The 16,691-nt window shown below is 69.3% G+C and carries 16 protein-coding genes and 1 pseudogene; 9 read left to right on the top strand and 8 right to left on the bottom strand.

Annotated features, from left to right (window positions below):
* Positions 1 to 41 precede the first annotated feature (41 nt).
* The 7 genes from AC07NG_RS04425 (at position 42) to AC07NG_RS04455 (ending at position 6,129) form a co-directional block, all read left to right on the top strand.
* Positions 42 to 467, top strand: a complete 426-nt coding sequence (locus tag AC07NG_RS04425) for a hypothetical protein (protein WP_487289129.1) — start codon at positions 42 to 44, stop codon at positions 465 to 467.
* Positions 468 to 614: 147 nt separating this feature from the next.
* Positions 615 to 1,790, top strand: a complete 1,176-nt coding sequence (locus AC07NG_RS04430) for a phosphoserine transaminase (protein WP_110121611.1) — start codon at positions 615 to 617, stop codon at positions 1,788 to 1,790.
* A gap of 5 nt (positions 1,791 to 1,795) precedes the next feature.
* Positions 1,796 to 2,275: a hypothetical protein gene (locus AC07NG_RS04435; RefSeq protein WP_487289130.1), complete on the top strand. Its 480-nt coding sequence runs from the start codon at positions 1,796 to 1,798 to the stop codon at positions 2,273 to 2,275.
* A 62-nt stretch (positions 2,276 to 2,337) separates the two neighbouring features.
* Entirely contained in the window at positions 2,338 to 3,915 is a 1,578-nt protein-coding gene (serA, locus tag AC07NG_RS04440) for a phosphoglycerate dehydrogenase (protein ID WP_494592442.1), read from the top strand.
* A gap of 70 nt (positions 3,916 to 3,985) precedes the next feature.
* Positions 3,986 to 4,495 carry a hypothetical protein gene (locus tag AC07NG_RS04445; RefSeq protein ID WP_492856471.1) on the top strand — a complete coding sequence of 170 codons (510 nt, stop codon included), beginning with the start codon at positions 3,986 to 3,988 and terminating at the stop codon, positions 4,493 to 4,495.
* A gap of 107 nt (positions 4,496 to 4,602) precedes the next feature.
* Complete coding sequence (locus AC07NG_RS04450; protein ID WP_110121608.1) at positions 4,603 to 4,977, top strand: VanZ family protein; 375 nt, start codon at positions 4,603 to 4,605, stop codon at positions 4,975 to 4,977.
* 45 nt (positions 4,978 to 5,022) lie between these two features.
* Positions 5,023 to 6,129, top strand: coding sequence for an acyltransferase family protein (locus tag AC07NG_RS04455; RefSeq protein ID WP_494592445.1), 1,107 nt, complete (start codon positions 5,023 to 5,025; stop codon positions 6,127 to 6,129).
* Here the strand turns inward: AC07NG_RS04455 and AC07NG_RS04460 are convergent.
* The 5 genes and pseudogenes from AC07NG_RS04460 to AC07NG_RS04480 all read right to left on the bottom strand — a co-directional run.
* Positions 6,108 to 6,176, bottom strand: a pseudogene (locus AC07NG_RS04460) (hypothetical protein); the annotation flags it as partial. The gene AC07NG_RS04455 and the pseudogene AC07NG_RS04460 overlap by 22 nt on opposite strands.
* A 92-nt stretch (positions 6,177 to 6,268) precedes the next feature.
* A complete protein-coding gene (locus tag AC07NG_RS04465) occupies positions 6,269 to 6,973 on the bottom strand; it encodes an HAD family hydrolase (RefSeq protein WP_494592447.1) in 705 nt (234 codons plus the stop codon).
* A gap of 30 nt (positions 6,974 to 7,003) precedes the next feature.
* On the bottom strand, positions 7,004 to 7,873 hold the full coding sequence (locus tag AC07NG_RS04470) for a dienelactone hydrolase family protein (RefSeq protein ID WP_494592449.1): 870 nt from the start codon (positions 7,871 to 7,873) through the stop codon (positions 7,004 to 7,006).
* Between the two features lie 82 nt (positions 7,874 to 7,955).
* Positions 7,956 to 8,117 carry a hypothetical protein gene (locus AC07NG_RS04475; RefSeq protein ID WP_487289136.1) on the bottom strand — a complete coding sequence of 54 codons (162 nt, stop codon included), beginning with the start codon at positions 8,115 to 8,117 and terminating at the stop codon, positions 7,956 to 7,958.
* Between the two features lie 104 nt (positions 8,118 to 8,221).
* Positions 8,222 to 8,521, bottom strand: coding sequence for a DUF1272 domain-containing protein (locus tag AC07NG_RS04480; RefSeq protein WP_487289138.1), 300 nt, complete (start codon positions 8,519 to 8,521; stop codon positions 8,222 to 8,224).
* Positions 8,522 to 8,765: 244 nt separating this feature from the next.
* Between AC07NG_RS04480 and carA the strand changes: the two genes are divergently transcribed.
* Together carA and AC07NG_RS04490 are read left to right on the top strand one after the other, a co-directional pair.
* Complete coding sequence (gene carA / locus AC07NG_RS04485; protein ID WP_494592452.1) at positions 8,766 to 9,932, top strand: glutamine-hydrolyzing carbamoyl-phosphate synthase small subunit; 1,167 nt, start codon at positions 8,766 to 8,768, stop codon at positions 9,930 to 9,932.
* Between the two features lie 161 nt (positions 9,933 to 10,093).
* Positions 10,094 to 10,498 (top strand): globin domain-containing protein, encoded by a 405-nt coding sequence (locus tag AC07NG_RS04490; protein WP_494592454.1) that lies wholly within the window; start codon positions 10,094 to 10,096, stop codon positions 10,496 to 10,498.
* A 169-nt stretch (positions 10,499 to 10,667) separates the two neighbouring features.
* Here the strand turns inward: AC07NG_RS04490 and AC07NG_RS04495 are convergent, their stop codons facing one another.
* The 3 genes from AC07NG_RS04495 to AC07NG_RS04505 all read right to left on the bottom strand — a co-directional run bounded on the left by AC07NG_RS04495 (position 10,668) and on the right by AC07NG_RS04505 (position 16,681).
* Positions 10,668 to 12,281, bottom strand: coding sequence for a carboxylesterase/lipase family protein (locus tag AC07NG_RS04495; protein WP_494592456.1), 1,614 nt, complete (start codon positions 12,279 to 12,281; stop codon positions 10,668 to 10,670).
* Between the two features lie 216 nt (positions 12,282 to 12,497).
* On the bottom strand, positions 12,498 to 15,560 hold the full coding sequence (locus tag AC07NG_RS04500) for an efflux RND transporter permease subunit (protein WP_494592458.1): 3,063 nt from the start codon (positions 15,558 to 15,560) through the stop codon (positions 12,498 to 12,500).
* Positions 15,557 to 16,681 (bottom strand): efflux RND transporter periplasmic adaptor subunit, encoded by a 1,125-nt coding sequence (locus AC07NG_RS04505; protein WP_494592460.1) that lies wholly within the window; start codon positions 16,679 to 16,681, stop codon positions 15,557 to 15,559. The genes AC07NG_RS04500 and AC07NG_RS04505 overlap by 4 nt, the downstream gene beginning before the upstream one ends.
* Positions 16,682 to 16,691 lie beyond the last annotated feature (10 nt).

Here is a 16,691-nt window from a genome sequence, read left to right on the forward strand (position 1 = left end):
TAACTTAGCAAGGCCCCTAATTTGCGTTAGGGGCCTTGCGCATGTTTGGAAACCTCATCGCCGTCGTCATATGGGGCGCGATCATCGCGCTGGCGGCGCTCGCGTGGGCGAAGGGCGGTAAGGCCGAACGGCTGGCCGCCCTGGCGGTGGTGATCGGCAGCGTCGGCGTTTCAGCCATCCACCTGCTGCTGCCGCCGGCGATCCAGCCGGTGATTCTGCTGATCGACGATGCGGCCCTGGCGGTGGTGTTCCTGCTCCTGGCCATGCGTTTCGTCAGCGCCTGGCTGGGCGTGGCGATGCTGCTGCAGGCGGTGCAGTTCAGCCTGCACGCCTACTACCTCGTGGCCGAGAAGGCGCACGACAACCTCTACAAGATGGTCAACAACATCAACACGATCGGGGTGCTGGCCTGCATCCTGCTGGGCACGATCCTGGCCTGGCGTCGCAAGGCCCGTTCCGCAAAATAATTGCCGAGCGCGGACGATCGGTCGCGCCCAGCGGAATAAAATTCCAGAAAATGGCTCTTGCCTTCCGACCGAAAACGGGGTTTTTCGCCGGCGGGCCACGCCCCCCCAACGGGGCGCAGTCCATCTGTAAGGATGGGAGACATCGCCATGACTACCCTCGCCAAGCCGGCAATCCGTCCGGCTCGCCCCGAGTTCTCTTCCGGCCCCTGCGCCAAGCGCCCCGGCTGGTCCCCCGAAAATCTGAGGAACGCGGTCCTGGGCCGCTCGCACCGCTCCAAGCTGGGCAAGGCGCGCCTGAAGGCCGCCATCGACCAGACGCGCGACGTGCTCGAAGTGCCCGCCGACTTCCTGATCGGCATCGTCCCCGGTTCGGACACCGGCGCCGTCGAAATGGCGATGTGGTCGATGCTGGGCGCCCGCCCCGTGCAACTCCTGGCCTTCGAGTCCTTCGGCAAGGACTGGGTCACGGACGTCACCAAGCAACTGAAGCTGCCCGACGTCGAGGTGCTGAGCGCCCCGTACGGCGAGCTGCCCGACACCGCCAAGGTCGATCCGGCCAAGGATCTTGTCTTCACCTGGAACGGCACGACCTCGGGCGTGCGCGTGCCCAACGCCGACTTCATCTCGGACGACCGTGAAGGCATCACCATCTGCGACGCCACCAGCGCCGCCTTCGCCCAGGACCTGGACTGGACCAAGCTCGATGTCGTGACCTTCTCCTGGCAGAAGGCGCTGGGCGGCGAGGGCGCGCACGGGATCCTGATCCTGTCGCCGCGCGCCGTGGCCCGCCTGGAAAGCTACGTCCCGGCCTGGCCGATGCCGAAGCTGTTCCGCATGACCAAGAACGGGAAGGTCACGCTCGACCTGTTCGAGGGCGCGACGATCAACACCCCGTCGATGCTTTGCGTGGAAGACGCCCTGGACGCGCTGCAATGGGGCGCCTCGATCGGTGGCCTGCAGGCCATGCAGGGCCGCGCCGACCAGAACCTCAAGGTCCTGGCCGACTGGGTCGAGAAGACCGCCTGGGTCGACTTCCTGGCCGCTTCGCCGGAAATCCGCTCCAACACCTCGGTGTGCCTGAAGGTGGTCGACGCCGAGATCGCCGCCCTGCCGGCCGACGCCCAGGCCGACTTCGCCAAGAAGCTGGCCAGCCTGCTCGAGAAGGAGGGCGCGGCCCTCGACATCGGCGGCTACCGCGACGCTCCGGCCGGCCTGCGCATCTGGTGCGGCGCCACGGTCGAGGCCTCGGACCTGGAAGCCCTGACCCCGTGGCTCGACTGGGCCTTCTCGGAAACCAAGGCGGCGGTCCTGCAAGCGGCCTGACGCTGGTGTTCGCCGACCCCCTCACGCAGCGCCTGGCCGATTTCGTCATCGGCCTCGGCATCGACGTGAGGGCGGGCGAGCTGCCCGACGACACCTTCCTGCCGGGGCTGGACATCCGGTTCGGCGGGTTGGTGATCGACGAGCGGCGCCTGGCCCATCCCGGCGACATCCTGCACGAGGCCGGCCACATCGCCGTCACCGAGCCCGAAAGCCGCCAGGCCGAACGGCTCGAGCCCACCGACGGCGAGGAAATGGCCACGCTGGCCTGGTCCTGGGCGGCCCTGACCCATCTGGGTCTGGATCCCGCCGTGGTCTTCCATCCGGAAGGCTACAAGGGCGAGGCGGCCTGGCTGGCCGAGACCTTCGCGTCGGGCGGCGCCATCGGCGTGCCGCTGCTCCAGTACTACGGCCTCTGCGTCGAGCCCCGCCTGGCGGCCGAACGCGGCGTCCCTCCCTTCCCGCACATGCTGCGCTGGCTTCGCTGAGCGCGGCTTTCAAGACAGACATCGCGGCCTGACCGGCCGCCACCGATCAAGGAACACGCAACATGGCTCCTCGCGTCCTCATCGCCGACAAGCTCAGCCCCGCCGCCGTCGACATCTTCAAGAACCGCGGCGTCGACTTCGACATCAAGGTCGGTCTCTCGAAGGATGAACTGATCGCCGTCATCGGCGACTATGACGGCATCGCCATCCGCTCGGGCGCCAAGCTCGACAAGGACGTCATCGCCGCCGCCAACAAGCTGCAGGTCATCGCCCGCGCCGGCATCGGCGTCGACAACGTCGACATCCCGGCCGCCACCGCCAAGGGCGTGGTGGTGATGAACACCCCGTTCGGCAACTCGATCACCACGGCCGAGCACGCCATCGCCATGATGTTCGCCCTGGCCCGCCAGCTGCCGGCCGCCGACGCCAGCACCCAGGCCGGCAAGTGGGAGAAGAACCGCTTCATGGGCGTGGAGCTGTACGCCAAGACCCTGGGCCTGATCGGCGCCGGCAACATCGGCGGCATCGTCGCCGACCGCGCCCTGGGCCTGAAGATGAAGGTCGTCGCCTACGACCCCTTCCTGTCGCCCGAGCGCGCGATTGAAATGGGCGTCGAGAAGGTCGAGCTGGAAGACCTGCTGGCCCGCGCCGACGTCATCACCCTGCACACCCCGCTGACCGACAAGACCCGCAACATCCTGTCGGCCGAGAACCTGGCCAAGACCAAGAAGGGCGTGCTGATCGTCAACTGCGCCCGCGGCGGCCTGGTCGACGAAGCCGCCCTGCGCACGCTGCTGGACGACGGCCACGTGGGCGGCGCGGCCTTCGACGTGTTCGTCACCGAGCCGGCCAAGGAAAACCCGCTGTTCGGTTCGGACAAGGTGGTGGCCACCCCGCACCTGGGCGCCTCGACCTCGGAAGCCCAGGAGAACGTGGCCCTGCAGGTCGCCGAGCAGGTCAGCGACTACCTGCTGACCGGCGCCGTGACCAATGCGCTGAACAGCCCGTCGGTCAGCGCCGAGGAAGCCCCGAAGCTGAAGCCGTTCGTGGCCCTGGCCGAGAAGATCGGCGCCCTGGCCGGCCAGATGGTCGACTTCGGCATCAAGGCCATCGACATCGCCTTCGAAGGTGAAGTCGCCGCCCTGAACGTCAAGCCGCTGACCTCGGCGGCTCTCGCCGGCGTGCTGAAGCCGATGCTGGCCGAGATCAACATGGTCTCGGCTCCGGCCGTGGCCAAGGAGCGCGGCATCACCGTCTCCGAGAGCCGCCAGGAAAAGAGCCCGACCTACGACTCGCTGCTGCGCGTGACCATCACCACCGAGAAGGGCAAGCGCGTCTTCGCCGGCACGGTGATCGCCGGCGCCCCGCGCGTCGTCGAGGTCAAGGGCATGGAGCTGGACGCGGGCTTCTCGCCGGCCATGCTCTACATCAACAACCTGGACAAGCCGGGCTTCATCGGCGCGCTGGGCATGCTGCTGGGCGAAGCGGGCGTCAACATCGCCACCTTCAACCTGGGCCGCGTCTCGGCCGACGAGGACGCCATCGCCCTCGTGGGCGTCGACCAGGCCCCGAGCGAAGAGCTGCTGGCCAAGATCCAGGCCCTGCCGCACGTGAAGGAAGCCCGCGCGCTGACCTTCTAAAGTTCGCGGAGACCTTCTAGGGTTCGATCAGCCCCCGGCCCAGGCCGGGGGCTTTTTCGTGGGGGCGAGCATGGATTTCTCGGACGAGCGATGGGGAGGCCTGCTTGGCGGCTATCGGCTGCCCTGCGATCCTCGAAAGGCGCTTCGGGCGATCGAGGACGGCCTGAATGTAGAAGCTGCCTGGTCCGAGCTCTGGGAAGAGCTTCACCACCAGGGCGATGTCGACCTGGCCTCCTACGCCGCCGTGCCGCACCTGGCCCGGCTGGCGGCGGCCGGCAAGGCGGGCGGCTGGAACGCCTACGCCCTGGCGGCGACCATCGAGCAGTCGCGCGGCCATGATCGCAATCCGCCGCTTTCCGACTGGCTGGCGTCTGGTTATGCGCAGGCCTGGACGACGCTGTTCTCGTCCGCGCTCGACACCCTGCGCACGGCCGATGATCCCGATGTGGTCAGCAGCGCGCTCGCCGTGGTCGCGATCCACCGGTGCATGCCGGTCCTGGGACGGATGGCGTCGGATTTCTCCGAAGCCGAGCGGCTGGCGATCCTGATCGACGCGGGTTGGGAAGACCCGTCGGGATAAGCAGTTTCCGTGCAGCTTTCGAATGAAAGCCGTGAAGGCCGCCCGCCGCCATTTTCAAGCCCCAGGTGAGCGGCTAGGGCAGGGCTCGCGTCTCTCCAGGAGCCCTGATGTCCCGCAGCTTCAAGCGCAAGATCAACTGGCTGGCCTTCGCCGTGTTCGCGGCGGCCGCCGCCTACGCCTTCTGGAAGGCGGTCACGCCCGGCGACGACAGCGTCGGACTGATCCCGTGGGACAAGGCCAAGCACTTCATCGTCTTCTACGTCCTGGCCGTGCTGGGGTGCCTGGCCATGCCCAAGAGCCGGCTCTGGCGGATCGGGGCGGTGCTGGTGGCTTTCGGCGCGCTGATCGAGGTGGTGCAGCACTTCGTGGGCCGCGACATGTCGTTCGGCGACCTGATCGCCGACTTCTGCGGGGTGTCGGCGGCCTATGCCTACAGCGTGGTGGGCGTGATCCGTCGCAAGCTCCCTGCCGGCCGAGCTTGACCGTCCGAACTTGACCGTCGTTACGGGGGCGCTCACCACTGCGGCGTGAAACCGTTTCCGCCGCTCAAGACCGATTCCGACGACATGCTGCACCTGGACGCCCTGCGGGCGATCGGGGCGGTGCTGATCGTCGTCTTCCACTTCAATCGGTTCATCAATATCGACGGCCGCTGGCAGGCGGTGGACGACACGGTCAAGAGCTTCAGCCTGCTCGTCGACCTGTTCTTCGTCATCTCGGGCTATGTGATCAGCGCCGTCTATACCGGCCGCATCCGCACGGTCTCGGACTTCCGCTGGTTCCTGCAGAAGCGGGTGGCGCGGCTGATGCCGCTGCACTGGCTGACCCTGGGCGTGTTCGTCGTCATCGCCGTCGCCGGGGTGTTGGGCCTGGTCAACGATCGCGACCCCAGCCGCTACGACCCGGCCTGCGTCGTGCCCAACCTGCTGAACCTGCAGGCCTTCGGCATCTGCCGGGCCCAGACCTTCAACTTCGTCAGCTGGTCGATCAGCGCCGAGTGGGCGATGTACCTGATCCTGCCGGTCCTGCTGTGGCTGGCCGGGCGAGGAACGGCCTGGCTGACGCTCGTTACCGCTGCGATCCTGGCGGCGCTGTTCGCGGTTCCTCTGTTCGTGCCCGCCGCCAGCCAGCCCTTCCACATGTGGACCGCCGACTTCGGGATCGCCCGCGCCGCGCCGGGCTTCATGATCGGCATGATCGCCTATGGAATCCGTGGACCGCTCGGCCGGCTGCCGGGCGCCCGCTGGTGGTTCTTCGGATCTTGCGTCGCCTTCGTGGCCGGCGCGGCCGTACAGCTCGACCGCGGGATCCTGCTGTTCGTCTGCTACGCCGTCGGCCTGCTGGGCGTGGCGGCCGACAACGCGCCGGTGAAGGCCGGCCCCGTCGTGCGCTGGTTGGCGCCGTGGGGGCAGCTTTCCTACTCGATCTACATGCTCCACCCGATCGTGCTGAAGATCGCCCTGAACTGGGTGGGCCTTGGCATGCTGCACCTGACCGGCGACGTCATGCGCCTGTGGTGCCTGGCCTGGGGGCTGGCGCTGATCCCGGTGAGCTATGCGTCGCTGATGTATTTCGAGAAGCCGGCGCGGGATGCGATCGCGGGGTGGGGGAAGAAGAGGAAACCTCTCCCATAGGGAGAGGGAGGGGCCCGCCGCGAAGCGGTGGGAGGGTGAGGGGTTACACCCTCGACCGCCGAAACCCCTCATCCTCCCACGCCTGCGGCGCGGGCCCCTCCTTCTCCCTATGGGAGAAGGGTTGGACGGTGGGAGAAGGTCACGATCTGGACACGTGATCCACGAAGGCCGGCAGTTCGGCTATCGAAGCCAGCTCGACGTAGCGTTCATGCCCGACCGGCGCTTCGGCCGCCTCGTGCGCCCAGACCAGCGGGTAGGGGATCAGCGCCCCCCAGGCCCCGGCCTCGAGCGCCGGCAGGATGTCGGACCGCATCGAGTTGCCGGCCATCAGGGCCTGATGCGCGCCCGTGCCATAGCGCTCGAACACCCGGCGATAGGTGCCGGCGTCCTTCTCCGAGACGATCTCGACGGCGGCGAATAGGTCGCCCAGGCCCGAGGCGGCCAGCTTCTGCTCCTGATGCAGCAAGTCGCCCTTGGTGATCAGGATCAGGCGGTAGCGCTTGGAAAGCTCGGCCAGGGCCTTCTCGACGCCGGGCAGGGGCTCGACCGGCTCGGTCAGCATCTCGCGGCCGACGGCCAGAATCTCGCGGATCACCCGGGTGGAGACCGCGCCGTCCGTCAGGTCCAGCGCGGTCTCGATCATCGACAGGGTGAAGCCCTTGGCCCCGTAGCCGTAGACCCGGAGGTTCTTCTTCTCGGTCACGGCCAGCTGGGCGTTGATCCGCTCCTCGTCGCCGAATTCCGCCAGCAGTTCGACGAACCGCTGATGGGAGAGGCGAAACAGCGTCTCGCAGTGCCAGAGGGTGTCGTCGGCGTCGACGCCGACCGTGGTGATGAGGCTCATGCCCCCTGATACATCACCCCAGGATCGACATCACCCCAGGGTTCGCTTGTAGAGGTCCAGCAGGTTGGCCCAGGCCGTTTCGGCGGCGGTCTCGTTGTAGACCTGGCTGCCCTTGACCGTCCAACCGTGGGCGGCGCCGGCGAAGACCTCGACCTTGGCCGGGCGCTTGGCGGCGGCGAAGGCGGCCTTCAGCTTGTCCTTGGTCTCCGGCTCCTTCTGGTCGTCGTTGTCGGCGATCTCGATCAGATATTCGGCGTGGGTCTTGGGGATCAGCAGGTGCGGGCTGGCCGGCTGGTCGGTGACCAGGCCCCCGCCGTGGAAGCTGGCGACGGCGGCGATGCGGCCCGGCGCGGCGGCCGCCGTGCGGAAGGCCAGCGGGCCGCCCATGCAGTAGCCCTGCACCCCGATCTTCTTACCCTTGTCGGTGGCCTTATGGGCGTCGAGGAAGGCCACATAGGCCAGGGCGTCGCGGTCCGTGCCCTCGGGCGTGACGCTGGCCCGCAGCGGGGTCAGCTTGGCGCGGTCGTCCGGGTTGGCGAAGTTGAACGCCCCCTCGACCACCGGCGCCTTCTTGGCCCGGTAATAGAGGTTGGGGACCAAGACCACATAGCCCTCGGAGGCCAGGCGCAAGCCCATGTCGCGGAACACCGGCCGCAAGCTCATGACGTCGGGCCAGATCAGCACGGCCGGCCAGGACCCCTTGCGGGCGGGATAGAACAGCGCCGCATCGGCCTCGCCGTCGGGCGTCTTGATGGTCACGTCCTCCGAGGCGGTCAGGGCGATGTTGGCCTGGGCCGAGCCTGCGGCGGCCCCCACGACGGCGGCGGTCATCAGGCCGAACGTGCGGCGCGAGACGCGGGGGTTATGGACAAGGCCTTGGTGGATGTCGTCGTCGCACATCGCGCGGGCTCCTTCGCAACTGAGAGGCGCCCGCACGGTGCACGACCAGAGCCCGAAGGCAATCGGTCGGACCCGTTTAAGTTCAGAAGCTGAGGATTACGAATAGGGCGCCGCTGGCGACGATGCCGGCGCTCAGCACCAGGCCGAGGGCCTGACCCGCCAGGCTCTGACCGGGGAGGCGCGACCAGGCGATCTTCGACGCGCGCGGGGCGGCGACGGTGCGATCGTGGACGGCGACGGTCATGGCTCTGGTCTCCTCGTTTACGCCCAAGCTTGTGGGGCCTGACGAGTTAACGACCGTGAACCGCCGAACGATCCAGACGTGCGACCGATTGATCCAGTGTGCGCTTAAAGCGCCACACCCCGGCCGTCCGGAGCCGGTCCGGGAGCGGGGCGAGGGGGCGGCTGCGGACAGGCCGAGTGGGCCTTGTTGATCCGCCGCAGCGAGGCGGGAAAGCGGTGCAGCTTGCCGTCGGGCCGAATTGGCCGGGCGACCAGGTCGCCCTCGCAATTGGGGCAGACGCCCTGGAATCGGGCGTCGGCGCAATCGGCGCAGAAGGTGCACTCGAAGGTGCAGATACGGGCCTGGTCGCTCTGGGGCGGCAGGTCGCGGTCGCAGCATTCGCAATTGGGGCGCAGTTCGAGCATGGGCCGTCCTCCCGTGTTCTTATGCGTTGAAGCCCCGCACCATAAGGGCTTGAGGGCCGCGCGCGCGAGGGGGCGTCTTCGTCGATCACGGTAATGTGGCGGGCGGCGGGGAAACGCGTGATCCAAGGGGTTGACCCCCCCTCCCAAGGTCCCTAAACACGCCGCCGTTTGCGCAGGCGGGCGGGGTTCTCCCCGGCCCGCCTTTTTGCGAAAATGACCATGCGTTCTGGAGGCGCTTTTCGAGATGTCCCAAGACCTTCTCCCCGGCGTTACTGGCGTTCTGGTCCTGGCTGACGGCACCGTCCTGCAAGGCGTCGGCTGCGGCGCGGTCGGCGATGCGGTCGGCGAGGTGTGCTTCAACACCGCCATGACCGGCTATCAGGAAATCCTGACCGACCCGTCCTACATGGCCCAGATCGTGGCCTTCACCTTCCCGCACGTCGGCAATGTCGGCACGAACGCCGAAGACGTCGAGCAGGTCACCGGCGTGGCCGAGACGGCCGCCCGCGGCGCGATCTTCCGCGACGTCCCGACCGATCCGGCCAACTGGCGCGCCAACAGCGACTTCGACGGCTGGATGCAGCGCCGCGGCGTCGTCGGTCTGGCCGGCGTCGACACCCGCGCCCTGACCCGCAAGATCCGCGAGACCGGCATGCCGCACGGCGTGATCGCCCACTCGCCCGAAGGCAAGTTCGACCTGGAGGCCCTGAAGGCCAAGGCCCGCGACTGGTCGGGCGTGGTCGGCCTGGACCTGGCCAAGGACGCCTCCACCACCCAGACCTTCACCTGGGACGAGGGGCTGTGGTCGTGGCCGGCGGGTTACGCCAAGCTCGACAAGCCCAAGTACGAAGTGGTCGTCATCGACTACGGCGTGAAGCGCAACATCCTGCGCGCCCTGGCCCATGTCGGCGCCCGCGCCACGGTGGTGCCGGCCAGCACCTCGGCCGAGGACATCCTGGCCCGCAACCCCGACGGCGTGCTGCTGTCCAACGGTCCGGGCGACCCGGCCGCGACCGGTGAATACGCCGTGCCGGAAATCCAGAAGCTGGTGCAGAGCGGCAAGCCGGTGTTCGGCATCTGCCTTGGCCACCAGATGCTGGCCCTGGCCCTGGGCGCCAAGACCGTGAAGATGGAACAGGGCCACCACGGCGCCAACCACCCGGTCAAGGACCTGACCACGGGCAAGGTCGAGATCGTGTCGATGAACCACGGCTTCACCGTGGACAGCGAAAGCCTGCCCGAGCCGGTGCAGGAGACCCACGTCTCGCTGTTCGACGGCACCAACGCCGGCATCGCCCTGAAGGACAAGCCGGTGTTCAGCGTCCAGCACCACCCGGAAGCCTCGCCCGGCCCGACCGACAGCCTCTACATCTTCGAGCGCTTCGCCGGCCTGATGGACAAGGCGAAATAAACGGCGCGAAGTAAGAGACAGACGCCCCGCCGAAAGGCGGGGCGTTTTTCGTTTCGGCCGCTCACGGCCAGGTTGTCACGAAACCATCGCCCAGGGTTCACGCACGGCCTTCGCGGCCCGTGTTAACGTTTTCGCCGTTCCCCAATTCCCGCGAGGACGGCATGACGGCCTATGAACGCATCGGCGGCGAGGCCGCCGCCCAGTCGGTGATCTCCGACTTCTTCGCCCGCGCCCAGGCCGACGAGCGCCTGAAGGACCTGTTCGGCGGCGAGATCGCCCCCGGCGCCCGCGCCTTCGTGGCCGCCGCCCTGGATCCCGACGCCGCCGAAGCGCGCGGCGACCAGGACCTGGCCTTCGTCTGGCTGGGCGCCAACAGCCTCGAGGACGACGAGCTCGACCTCGTCATCGGGCACCTGGCCGCCGGCCTGGAAGCGGCCGGCGTCGACGACGAGACCATCGCCGACGTCGCCGACCAGATCGAGCTCCTGCGGGATGAGTCCCTGGGTCCCGACGAGGACGAGTTCGACGACGAGGACGGCGACGAAGAGGGCGAGGTCGCGGCCTGATCCTTCTCCCCTTGTGGGAGAAGGTGTCGGCGAAGCCGACGGATGAGGGGTCTCTCAAACATGAGACACCTCGCCCGGCCTAACCGCTGCACGAAGCTTTGAGGTTTGAGAGACCCCTCACCCGACCTCCCTCCGGGAGGCCACCCTCTCCCGCAAGGGGAGAGGGACTTTAGGTCCCGAACTGCGTGAACGGGACCTTGTTGAACAGCTCGCGCTCGCCGCCGCGCGGGTCGTCCTGCATGCGCGTCGTCTCGTCGAACACCAGGGTCTGGCGGCGGGGCAGGGTGTAGGGCTCCCACTTGGGAATGGCCGCGCAGTTGGGATCGCCGGTGCGGGCGAAGGCGACGAAGGCGTCCATCAGGGTGTTGGACATCGCCTCGCTGCGCGGGCCGGTTCCGACGATCGAGTCCTTGGCGTCCAGCGTGCCGAAGACCAGGCCGATGTCGATGGTGTGGGGCGCGCCCCAGACGCCGCCGTCCTTGGGCGACTTCCAGTCGACCTGATAGACCCACGCCGGCGCAGCGGTGACCGCGCGGGCCTCGGCCTGCAGGATCGCCGCCTTCCACGAACGGCCGGCGGTCGAGGCGGCGAAATAGACGTCCGACGGCGAATAGGCCGGGTACATCTTGCGATAGGCCGCCACCACCGTGGCCGGGTCGATGTCGATGCGGGCGTTGAACTGGCCGGGCAGCTTCTCGACCACCTGCTCCCAGGTCATGTCGAACACCTTGCGGTCCCAGCCGGCGAAGCCGCGCGTCTCGTCGTGGGTGTTGCCGCAGATCAGCGGCACGTCCAGACCCAGCGGCGAGGCGTCAGGGAAGAACGGGTGGCGGGTCAGCGACCGCTCGTCGAGAACGGGACCCATGTAGACGCCGCCGGAGCCTGCGACCGGATCCACGGCCTTCAGGCCGTTCAGCAGCTGGTCGGCGGGCAGGGCGCGCAGGGTCGCCAGGTCGCTGATCCCCAGCTTCTCCAGGAACAGCTTGGCGCGCTTGGTCGCATTGAACGGGCCGCCGGCGGTGACCTGCTGGCCGCTCATGGTGACGGCGCGATGGAACAGGCCCTTGGCGGCGGGCATGGCCAACAGGGTGGCGATCTTGGCCCCGCCGCCCGATTGGCCGAACAGCATGACCCGGTTCGGATCGCCGCCGAACTGCGCGATGTTGTCCCGCACCCATTGCAGGGCCAGAACAAGGTCGAGCTGGCCGACATTGCCGCTGTCGGCGACGCTGGGATCGTCGAACAGGCGGGCCAGATAGAGATAGCCGAAGGCGTTGAGGCGGTGGTTGACGGTAACCACCACGACGTCGCCACGCCTGGCCAGCTTGGCGCCCTCGTACCAGGGACTGCCCCCCGAGCCGCCGTTGTAGGCGCCGCCGTGGATGTAGAACATCACCGGCCGCTTGCCGCCGTCGGCGAGGCCCGCCTTGCCAGCCTTGGCGGGGGTCCAGACGTTGAGGAACAGGCAGTCCTCGGAGAGGGTCTCGCCGTCCTCGCCCTTGCCTGTCTGCATCGAGGCCGCGCCATAGGCCAGGGCGTCGGCGACGCCGGTCCAGGGCTGGGGCTTGCGGGGCGGGGAAAAGCGGTTGGCCCCGCCGGTGTCGGCGCCGTAGCGCAGGCCCTTGAACACGTGGACGCCGTCGGCGGTGGTCGCGCCCCGCACCTTGCCTGCGGCGGTGGTCACGATCGGCGAGCGGGCCGGGGCGGTGGGCTTGGCGTGAGCCGGAAGGGCGCTGGCGGCGGCCGCCGCTCCGGCGGTCAGCAGCAGGCTGCGACGATCCATCTTGGTCTTCCTCCGGCGCTTCTGGCGAGCTTGCCGCAACGGCTAGCACGAAACATGACACCGGTAGCAAGCCTTAAATCATCCCTCTCCCCTTGCGGGAGAGGGTGGCCCGCGAAGCGGGTCGGGTGAGGGGTCTCTCAGAAATCCGCGGACAGGCCTTTCGACCCCTCATCCGTCGGCCTTCGGCCGCCACCTTCTCCCGCAAGGGGAGAAGGATCAGTGCTCCTCCCCCCGCGCCGTCAGCCAGTACATCACCGGCGTCGCCACCCGCGACAGCACGGTCGAGGTCACCAGCCCGCCGATGATGGCGATGGCCAGGGGCGAATAGAGGCCCGAGCGTTCGAGCGCCAGGGGCATGAGCCCGCCGATCGCCGTGGCCGAGGTCAGCAGCACGGGCAGGAAACGCACCTCGCCGGCCTTCTCGATGGCGTCGTGCAGGCTCATGCCGTCGCGGCGCAGCTGTTCGGTGAAGTCGACCAGCAGGATCGAGTTCTTGATCTCGATGCCGATGAGGGCGATCAGGCCGATGGTGGCGGTGAACGACAGGGAATTGCCGGTCAGCCACAGGGCCGCCGCTGCGCCGAACACCCCGAACGGGATGATGCCGGCCACGACCAGGGCGGTCTTGAACTTGCGGAACTCCAGAACCAGCACCGCCAGGATCCCGAACACCGCCACCATGACCGCAGCGCCCAAGCCGGCGAAGCTTTCCGACTGCGCCTCGGCCTGGCCGCCCAGGCTCAGGGCGTAGCCCGGCGGCATGGGCAGCGCCTTCTGCAGGCGTGCCAGCACGTCCTTGGTGACGTTGTCGGTCAGGTAGCCGGTGCGGACGAAGGCGGTGACCGTCACCGTGCGCTCGCGGTCGAAGCGGTCGATGCGGGCGGGGCTGGACTTCAGGTTCGGCGCGGCGATCGCCGACAGCGGCGCCGCCTCGCCGTCGGCGGTGGGCACGTAGACGCTCGACAGGGCCGACAAGGCGTTGCGGTCGGCGCCGTCGACGGCCTCCATCGGCAGGCGCACCTTGACGGCGTAGTCGTCGCCGTCGGCGTCGCGGAAGCGGGCGGTCTCCTCGCCGGACAGCGCCAGGCGCGCCACGCGGCGGGCGGCGCCGGCCGGCACGCCCAGGGCGGCGGCCTTGGCCTCGTCGACGCCGAGGTCGAGATCGGTGCGGTCCAGGCGCACCGGGTTGCCGACGTCGCGCGTGCCGGGCGTGCTCTTGAGGATCGCTTCGGCGCGGGCGGCCAGGGCCTTCAGCACGCCCAGATCGCGGCCGGTGACCCGCACGGCGACCGGGGCCTCGATCGGCGGGCCGTTCTCGAACACCTCGACGCTGATCCGCGCGCCGGGATAGCGGGCGAAGTCGGCGCGCAGGCGGTCGAGCAGTTCCTCGCTCTTGCCCGGCTCCCAGGCCTTCAGGCTGGCGAACATCTCGCCATAGGTCACCGCGCTCTCGCGCTGGGACTGGTTGTAGAATACCTGCGGATTGCCGCGCCCCAGGTTGGCGGCGCGCCAGACGATGTCGGGCTCGCGCGCGAGGCGCTGGTCAACATAGCGCAGCGCCGCGTCGGTGCGGGCCAGGGACGAGCCGTCGGGGGTGAACACCCGCACCACGAACTGCGGCGTCTCGGCGGCCGGAAACAGGCTGGAGCCGGCCGCCTTCAGCATCGGCACGGCGGTGGCGCAGAGGGCCAGCATGATGGCCAGAGCCAGCCAGGGCCGGGCGAGGGCGCGGTGCAGCACGGGCCGATAGACGGTGTGGATCACGCCGTTGACGGCTTGCAGCAGACGGTTGCCCTCGGGGTCGGAATGCTTGTCGAGCACCCGGCTGGCCAGGAACGGGATGATGGTCAGCGACACGAAGAGCGACGCGCCCACCGTGCACAGCACCGTCACCGGCAGGGAACGGATATAGGCGCCCGAGCCGGCCGGCAGGGCCATCAGCGGCAGGAAGGCCAGCATCAGGGTGGCGGTGCAGCCGATCACCGCCAGGGCGATCTGGCCCGAGCCGTTGATCGCCGCAGAGGTGCGCTCCTCGCCCTCGCGGATCCGGCGGGCGATGTTCTCGGTGATGACGATACTGTCGTCGACCAGCAGGCCCAGCGCCAGCACGAAGCCGGCGATGGTCAGCTGGTTGAGGGTGAAGCCGAAGGCCTGGATCAGCGACAGGCCGATCAGCAGTGACAGCGGGATTGACACCATCACCACCAGGCCCGCGCGCGGCCCCAGCGGCAGCAGGGTGATCAGCACCAAAACGAGGGCGACGGCGAAGTCGCGGAACAGGTTCTTCAGGCGGTGGTCGACATTGTGGGCCTGGACGAAGCCGCGCTCCAGCTTCACCCCGGCCGGCAGCACCTTCTCGTAGTCGTCCAGCACCTTCTCGACCGACTTGGTGATCCGGCCGACGTCCTGGCCGTCCTTCTGGGTGACGGCGACGAAGACGGCGCGCTTGCCGTCGAAGCGGGTCAGGTGCGTCGGCTCCTCCTGGGCCCAGGCGACGTCGGCGACGTCGCGCACCCGCACGACCTGGCCGCCGAGCGAGCGGACGGGCGTGTTCTTGACGGTGTCCAGCGAGCGGAAGGCCCCGCCGGACTTGACGTTGAAGCGCCGCCCGCCGGCCTGGACCGCGCCGATCGGGGCCTCGATCCCCGCCGACTTCAGGGCGTCGGCGACGCTCGACGCTGGAAGCTTCAGGGCGGCCAGGCGGGCCAGGTCCAGCGACACCCGCACCTCCGAGGCCGGGGCGCCGTAGTAGCGGGTCTGGCGCACGCCGGAGACGCGGTCGAGCCGTTCGGACAGCCGGTCGGCGACCTTCTCCAGGCGACGCATCGGCAGGCTGTCGCTGACCAGGGCCACCTGGACGATGGCCACCTCGGTGGTGCGCACCCGCTCGATGTCCAGCCGTTGCAGGCCGGCGGGCAGGCTGCCCCGGATGGCGTTCACCTCTCGCACGACCTGATCGAACTTGCGCTCGGGGTCGACGTCCCAGGTGAAGAAGACGCGGACCACGGCCGCGCCGTCGAGGCTGGTGCTCTCGACCTTGTCGATGCTGTCCAGGCCATAGACCGCCGTCTCGATCGGGTCGGCGACCAGCTGCTCCATTTCGGCCGGTTCGGCGCCGGGGAGCACCGCGCGGATCAGCACGATGGGGATCGGGAAGTGCGGATCCTCGGACCGGGGCACGGTCATCAGGGCGTTGACGCCCAGCATCACCAGCAGGCCGAAGGCCACGATGGTGAACTGCCAGCGCCGTACGGCGAAGGCGGCGAGGTTGAGGTTCATCGTGCAGCGCTCTGGGGGGCGGCGCCCTTGCGGGTCGGGGCCGCCAGGGCGCGCGGATCGACGACGCTGACCTTTTCGCCGTCGGAGACGAAGCCGGCGCCGGCCGTGATCACCCGGCTGCCGGCGGGCAGGCCGGCGACCAGGGCGTCGTCGCCGTCGAAGCCGCCGAAGCGCACCGGCGTGCGGCGGGCGGTGGTTCCGTCGAGGCGCAGCACGGCGGCCTTGTCGCCCGAGGCCTCCAGCAGGGCCTCGGCCGGGATGCGGGCGAATTCGGCGCGGGCCGAGGCGTCGGCGGCCGGCGCGCTGAGGCGGGCCGAGGCGATCTGGCCGCTTTTCAGTTCGGGGCGGGCCTGGACTTCGATCTCGACCGTGACCGCGCCGGTGCGGGCGTCGGCGGCCTGGCCCAGGCGGGTGACGACGCCGGTCAGGGTTTGGCCGGGCAGGGCGTCGGCGGTGATGGCGGCGCTGGAGCCGACCCTGACCCGCGCGGCGTCGCGGGCGGGGAGGGGCAGGCGCAGGACGAGCGGGCTGGAGAGATCGGCGACGGTCAGCACCGTCTGGCCGGCCGCCACCACCTCGCCGGCCTGGGCGGTGCGGGCCAGGACGACGCCCGAGACCGGCGAGGCCAGCCGCGCCCAGCGCCGGTCGAAGGCCGCGCCGGCGTTGGCCGCCTGGGCCGCCTTCAGCGCGCTTTCGGCGTCGTCCAGCCGGGCCTTGGCGACGAAGCCGGAGGCGTAGAGCTTGCGGGCCCGATCGGCGTCGCGGCGGGCGCGTTCCAGGTCGGCGCCGGCCTGGGTCTGGCGGGCGTCGACCCCGGCCGGATCGATGCTGGCGAGGGTCTGGCCGGCGGCGATGCTGTCGCCGGCCTCGACGGCCACGCGAGTCAGGACGCCGGGGATGCGGAACGACAGGGCCATCTCGCGGCGGCGTTCCAGGGTTCCCGACGCGGTGAGGTCGGAGGCCGCGCCGGGCGCGCCGACGCTGACGGCCTCGACCGCCGGGGGCGGGGCGGCTTCGGGGGCGGCCGCCTTGCCGCCGCAGGCCGCCAAAGCGAGGGCCGAGGCCGTCGCCAGCGCCGTGAGCAGGACGACGCCTCCATATCCAGCACGCGCCCCGTCCATGCCCTCGCCC

Source organism: Caulobacter sp. GW821-FHT10C03, from assembly GCF_059415485.1.

Coding starts and splice junctions, on each gene's coding strand:
- AC07NG_RS04425 (WP_487289129.1), top strand. CDS start 42: ATGTTTGGAAACCTCATCGCCGTCGTCATATGGGGCGCGATCATCGCG.
- AC07NG_RS04430 (WP_110121611.1), top strand. CDS start 615: ATGACTACCCTCGCCAAGCCGGCAATCCGTCCGGCTCGCCCCGAGTTC.
- serA (WP_494592442.1), top strand. CDS start 2,338: ATGGCTCCTCGCGTCCTCATCGCCGACAAGCTCAGCCCCGCCGCCGTC.
- AC07NG_RS04445 (WP_492856471.1), top strand. CDS start 3,986: ATGGATTTCTCGGACGAGCGATGGGGAGGCCTGCTTGGCGGCTATCGG.
- AC07NG_RS04450 (WP_110121608.1), top strand. CDS start 4,603: ATGTCCCGCAGCTTCAAGCGCAAGATCAACTGGCTGGCCTTCGCCGTG.
- AC07NG_RS04465 (WP_494592447.1), bottom strand. CDS start 6,973: ATGAGCCTCATCACCACGGTCGGCGTCGACGCCGACGACACCCTCTGG.
- AC07NG_RS04470 (WP_494592449.1), bottom strand. CDS start 7,873: ATGTGCGACGACGACATCCACCAAGGCCTTGTCCATAACCCCCGCGTC.
- AC07NG_RS04475 (WP_487289136.1), bottom strand. CDS start 8,117: ATGACCGTCGCCGTCCACGATCGCACCGTCGCCGCCCCGCGCGCGTCG.
- AC07NG_RS04480 (WP_487289138.1), bottom strand. CDS start 8,521: ATGCTCGAACTGCGCCCCAATTGCGAATGCTGCGACCGCGACCTGCCG.
- carA (WP_494592452.1), top strand. CDS start 8,766: ATGTCCCAAGACCTTCTCCCCGGCGTTACTGGCGTTCTGGTCCTGGCT.
- AC07NG_RS04490 (WP_494592454.1), top strand. CDS start 10,094: ATGACGGCCTATGAACGCATCGGCGGCGAGGCCGCCGCCCAGTCGGTG.
- AC07NG_RS04495 (WP_494592456.1), bottom strand. CDS start 12,281: ATGGATCGTCGCAGCCTGCTGCTGACCGCCGGAGCGGCGGCCGCCGCC.
- AC07NG_RS04500 (WP_494592458.1), bottom strand. CDS start 15,560: ATGAACCTCAACCTCGCCGCCTTCGCCGTACGGCGCTGGCAGTTCACC.
- AC07NG_RS04505 (WP_494592460.1), bottom strand. CDS start 16,681: ATGGACGGGGCGCGTGCTGGATATGGAGGCGTCGTCCTGCTCACGGCG.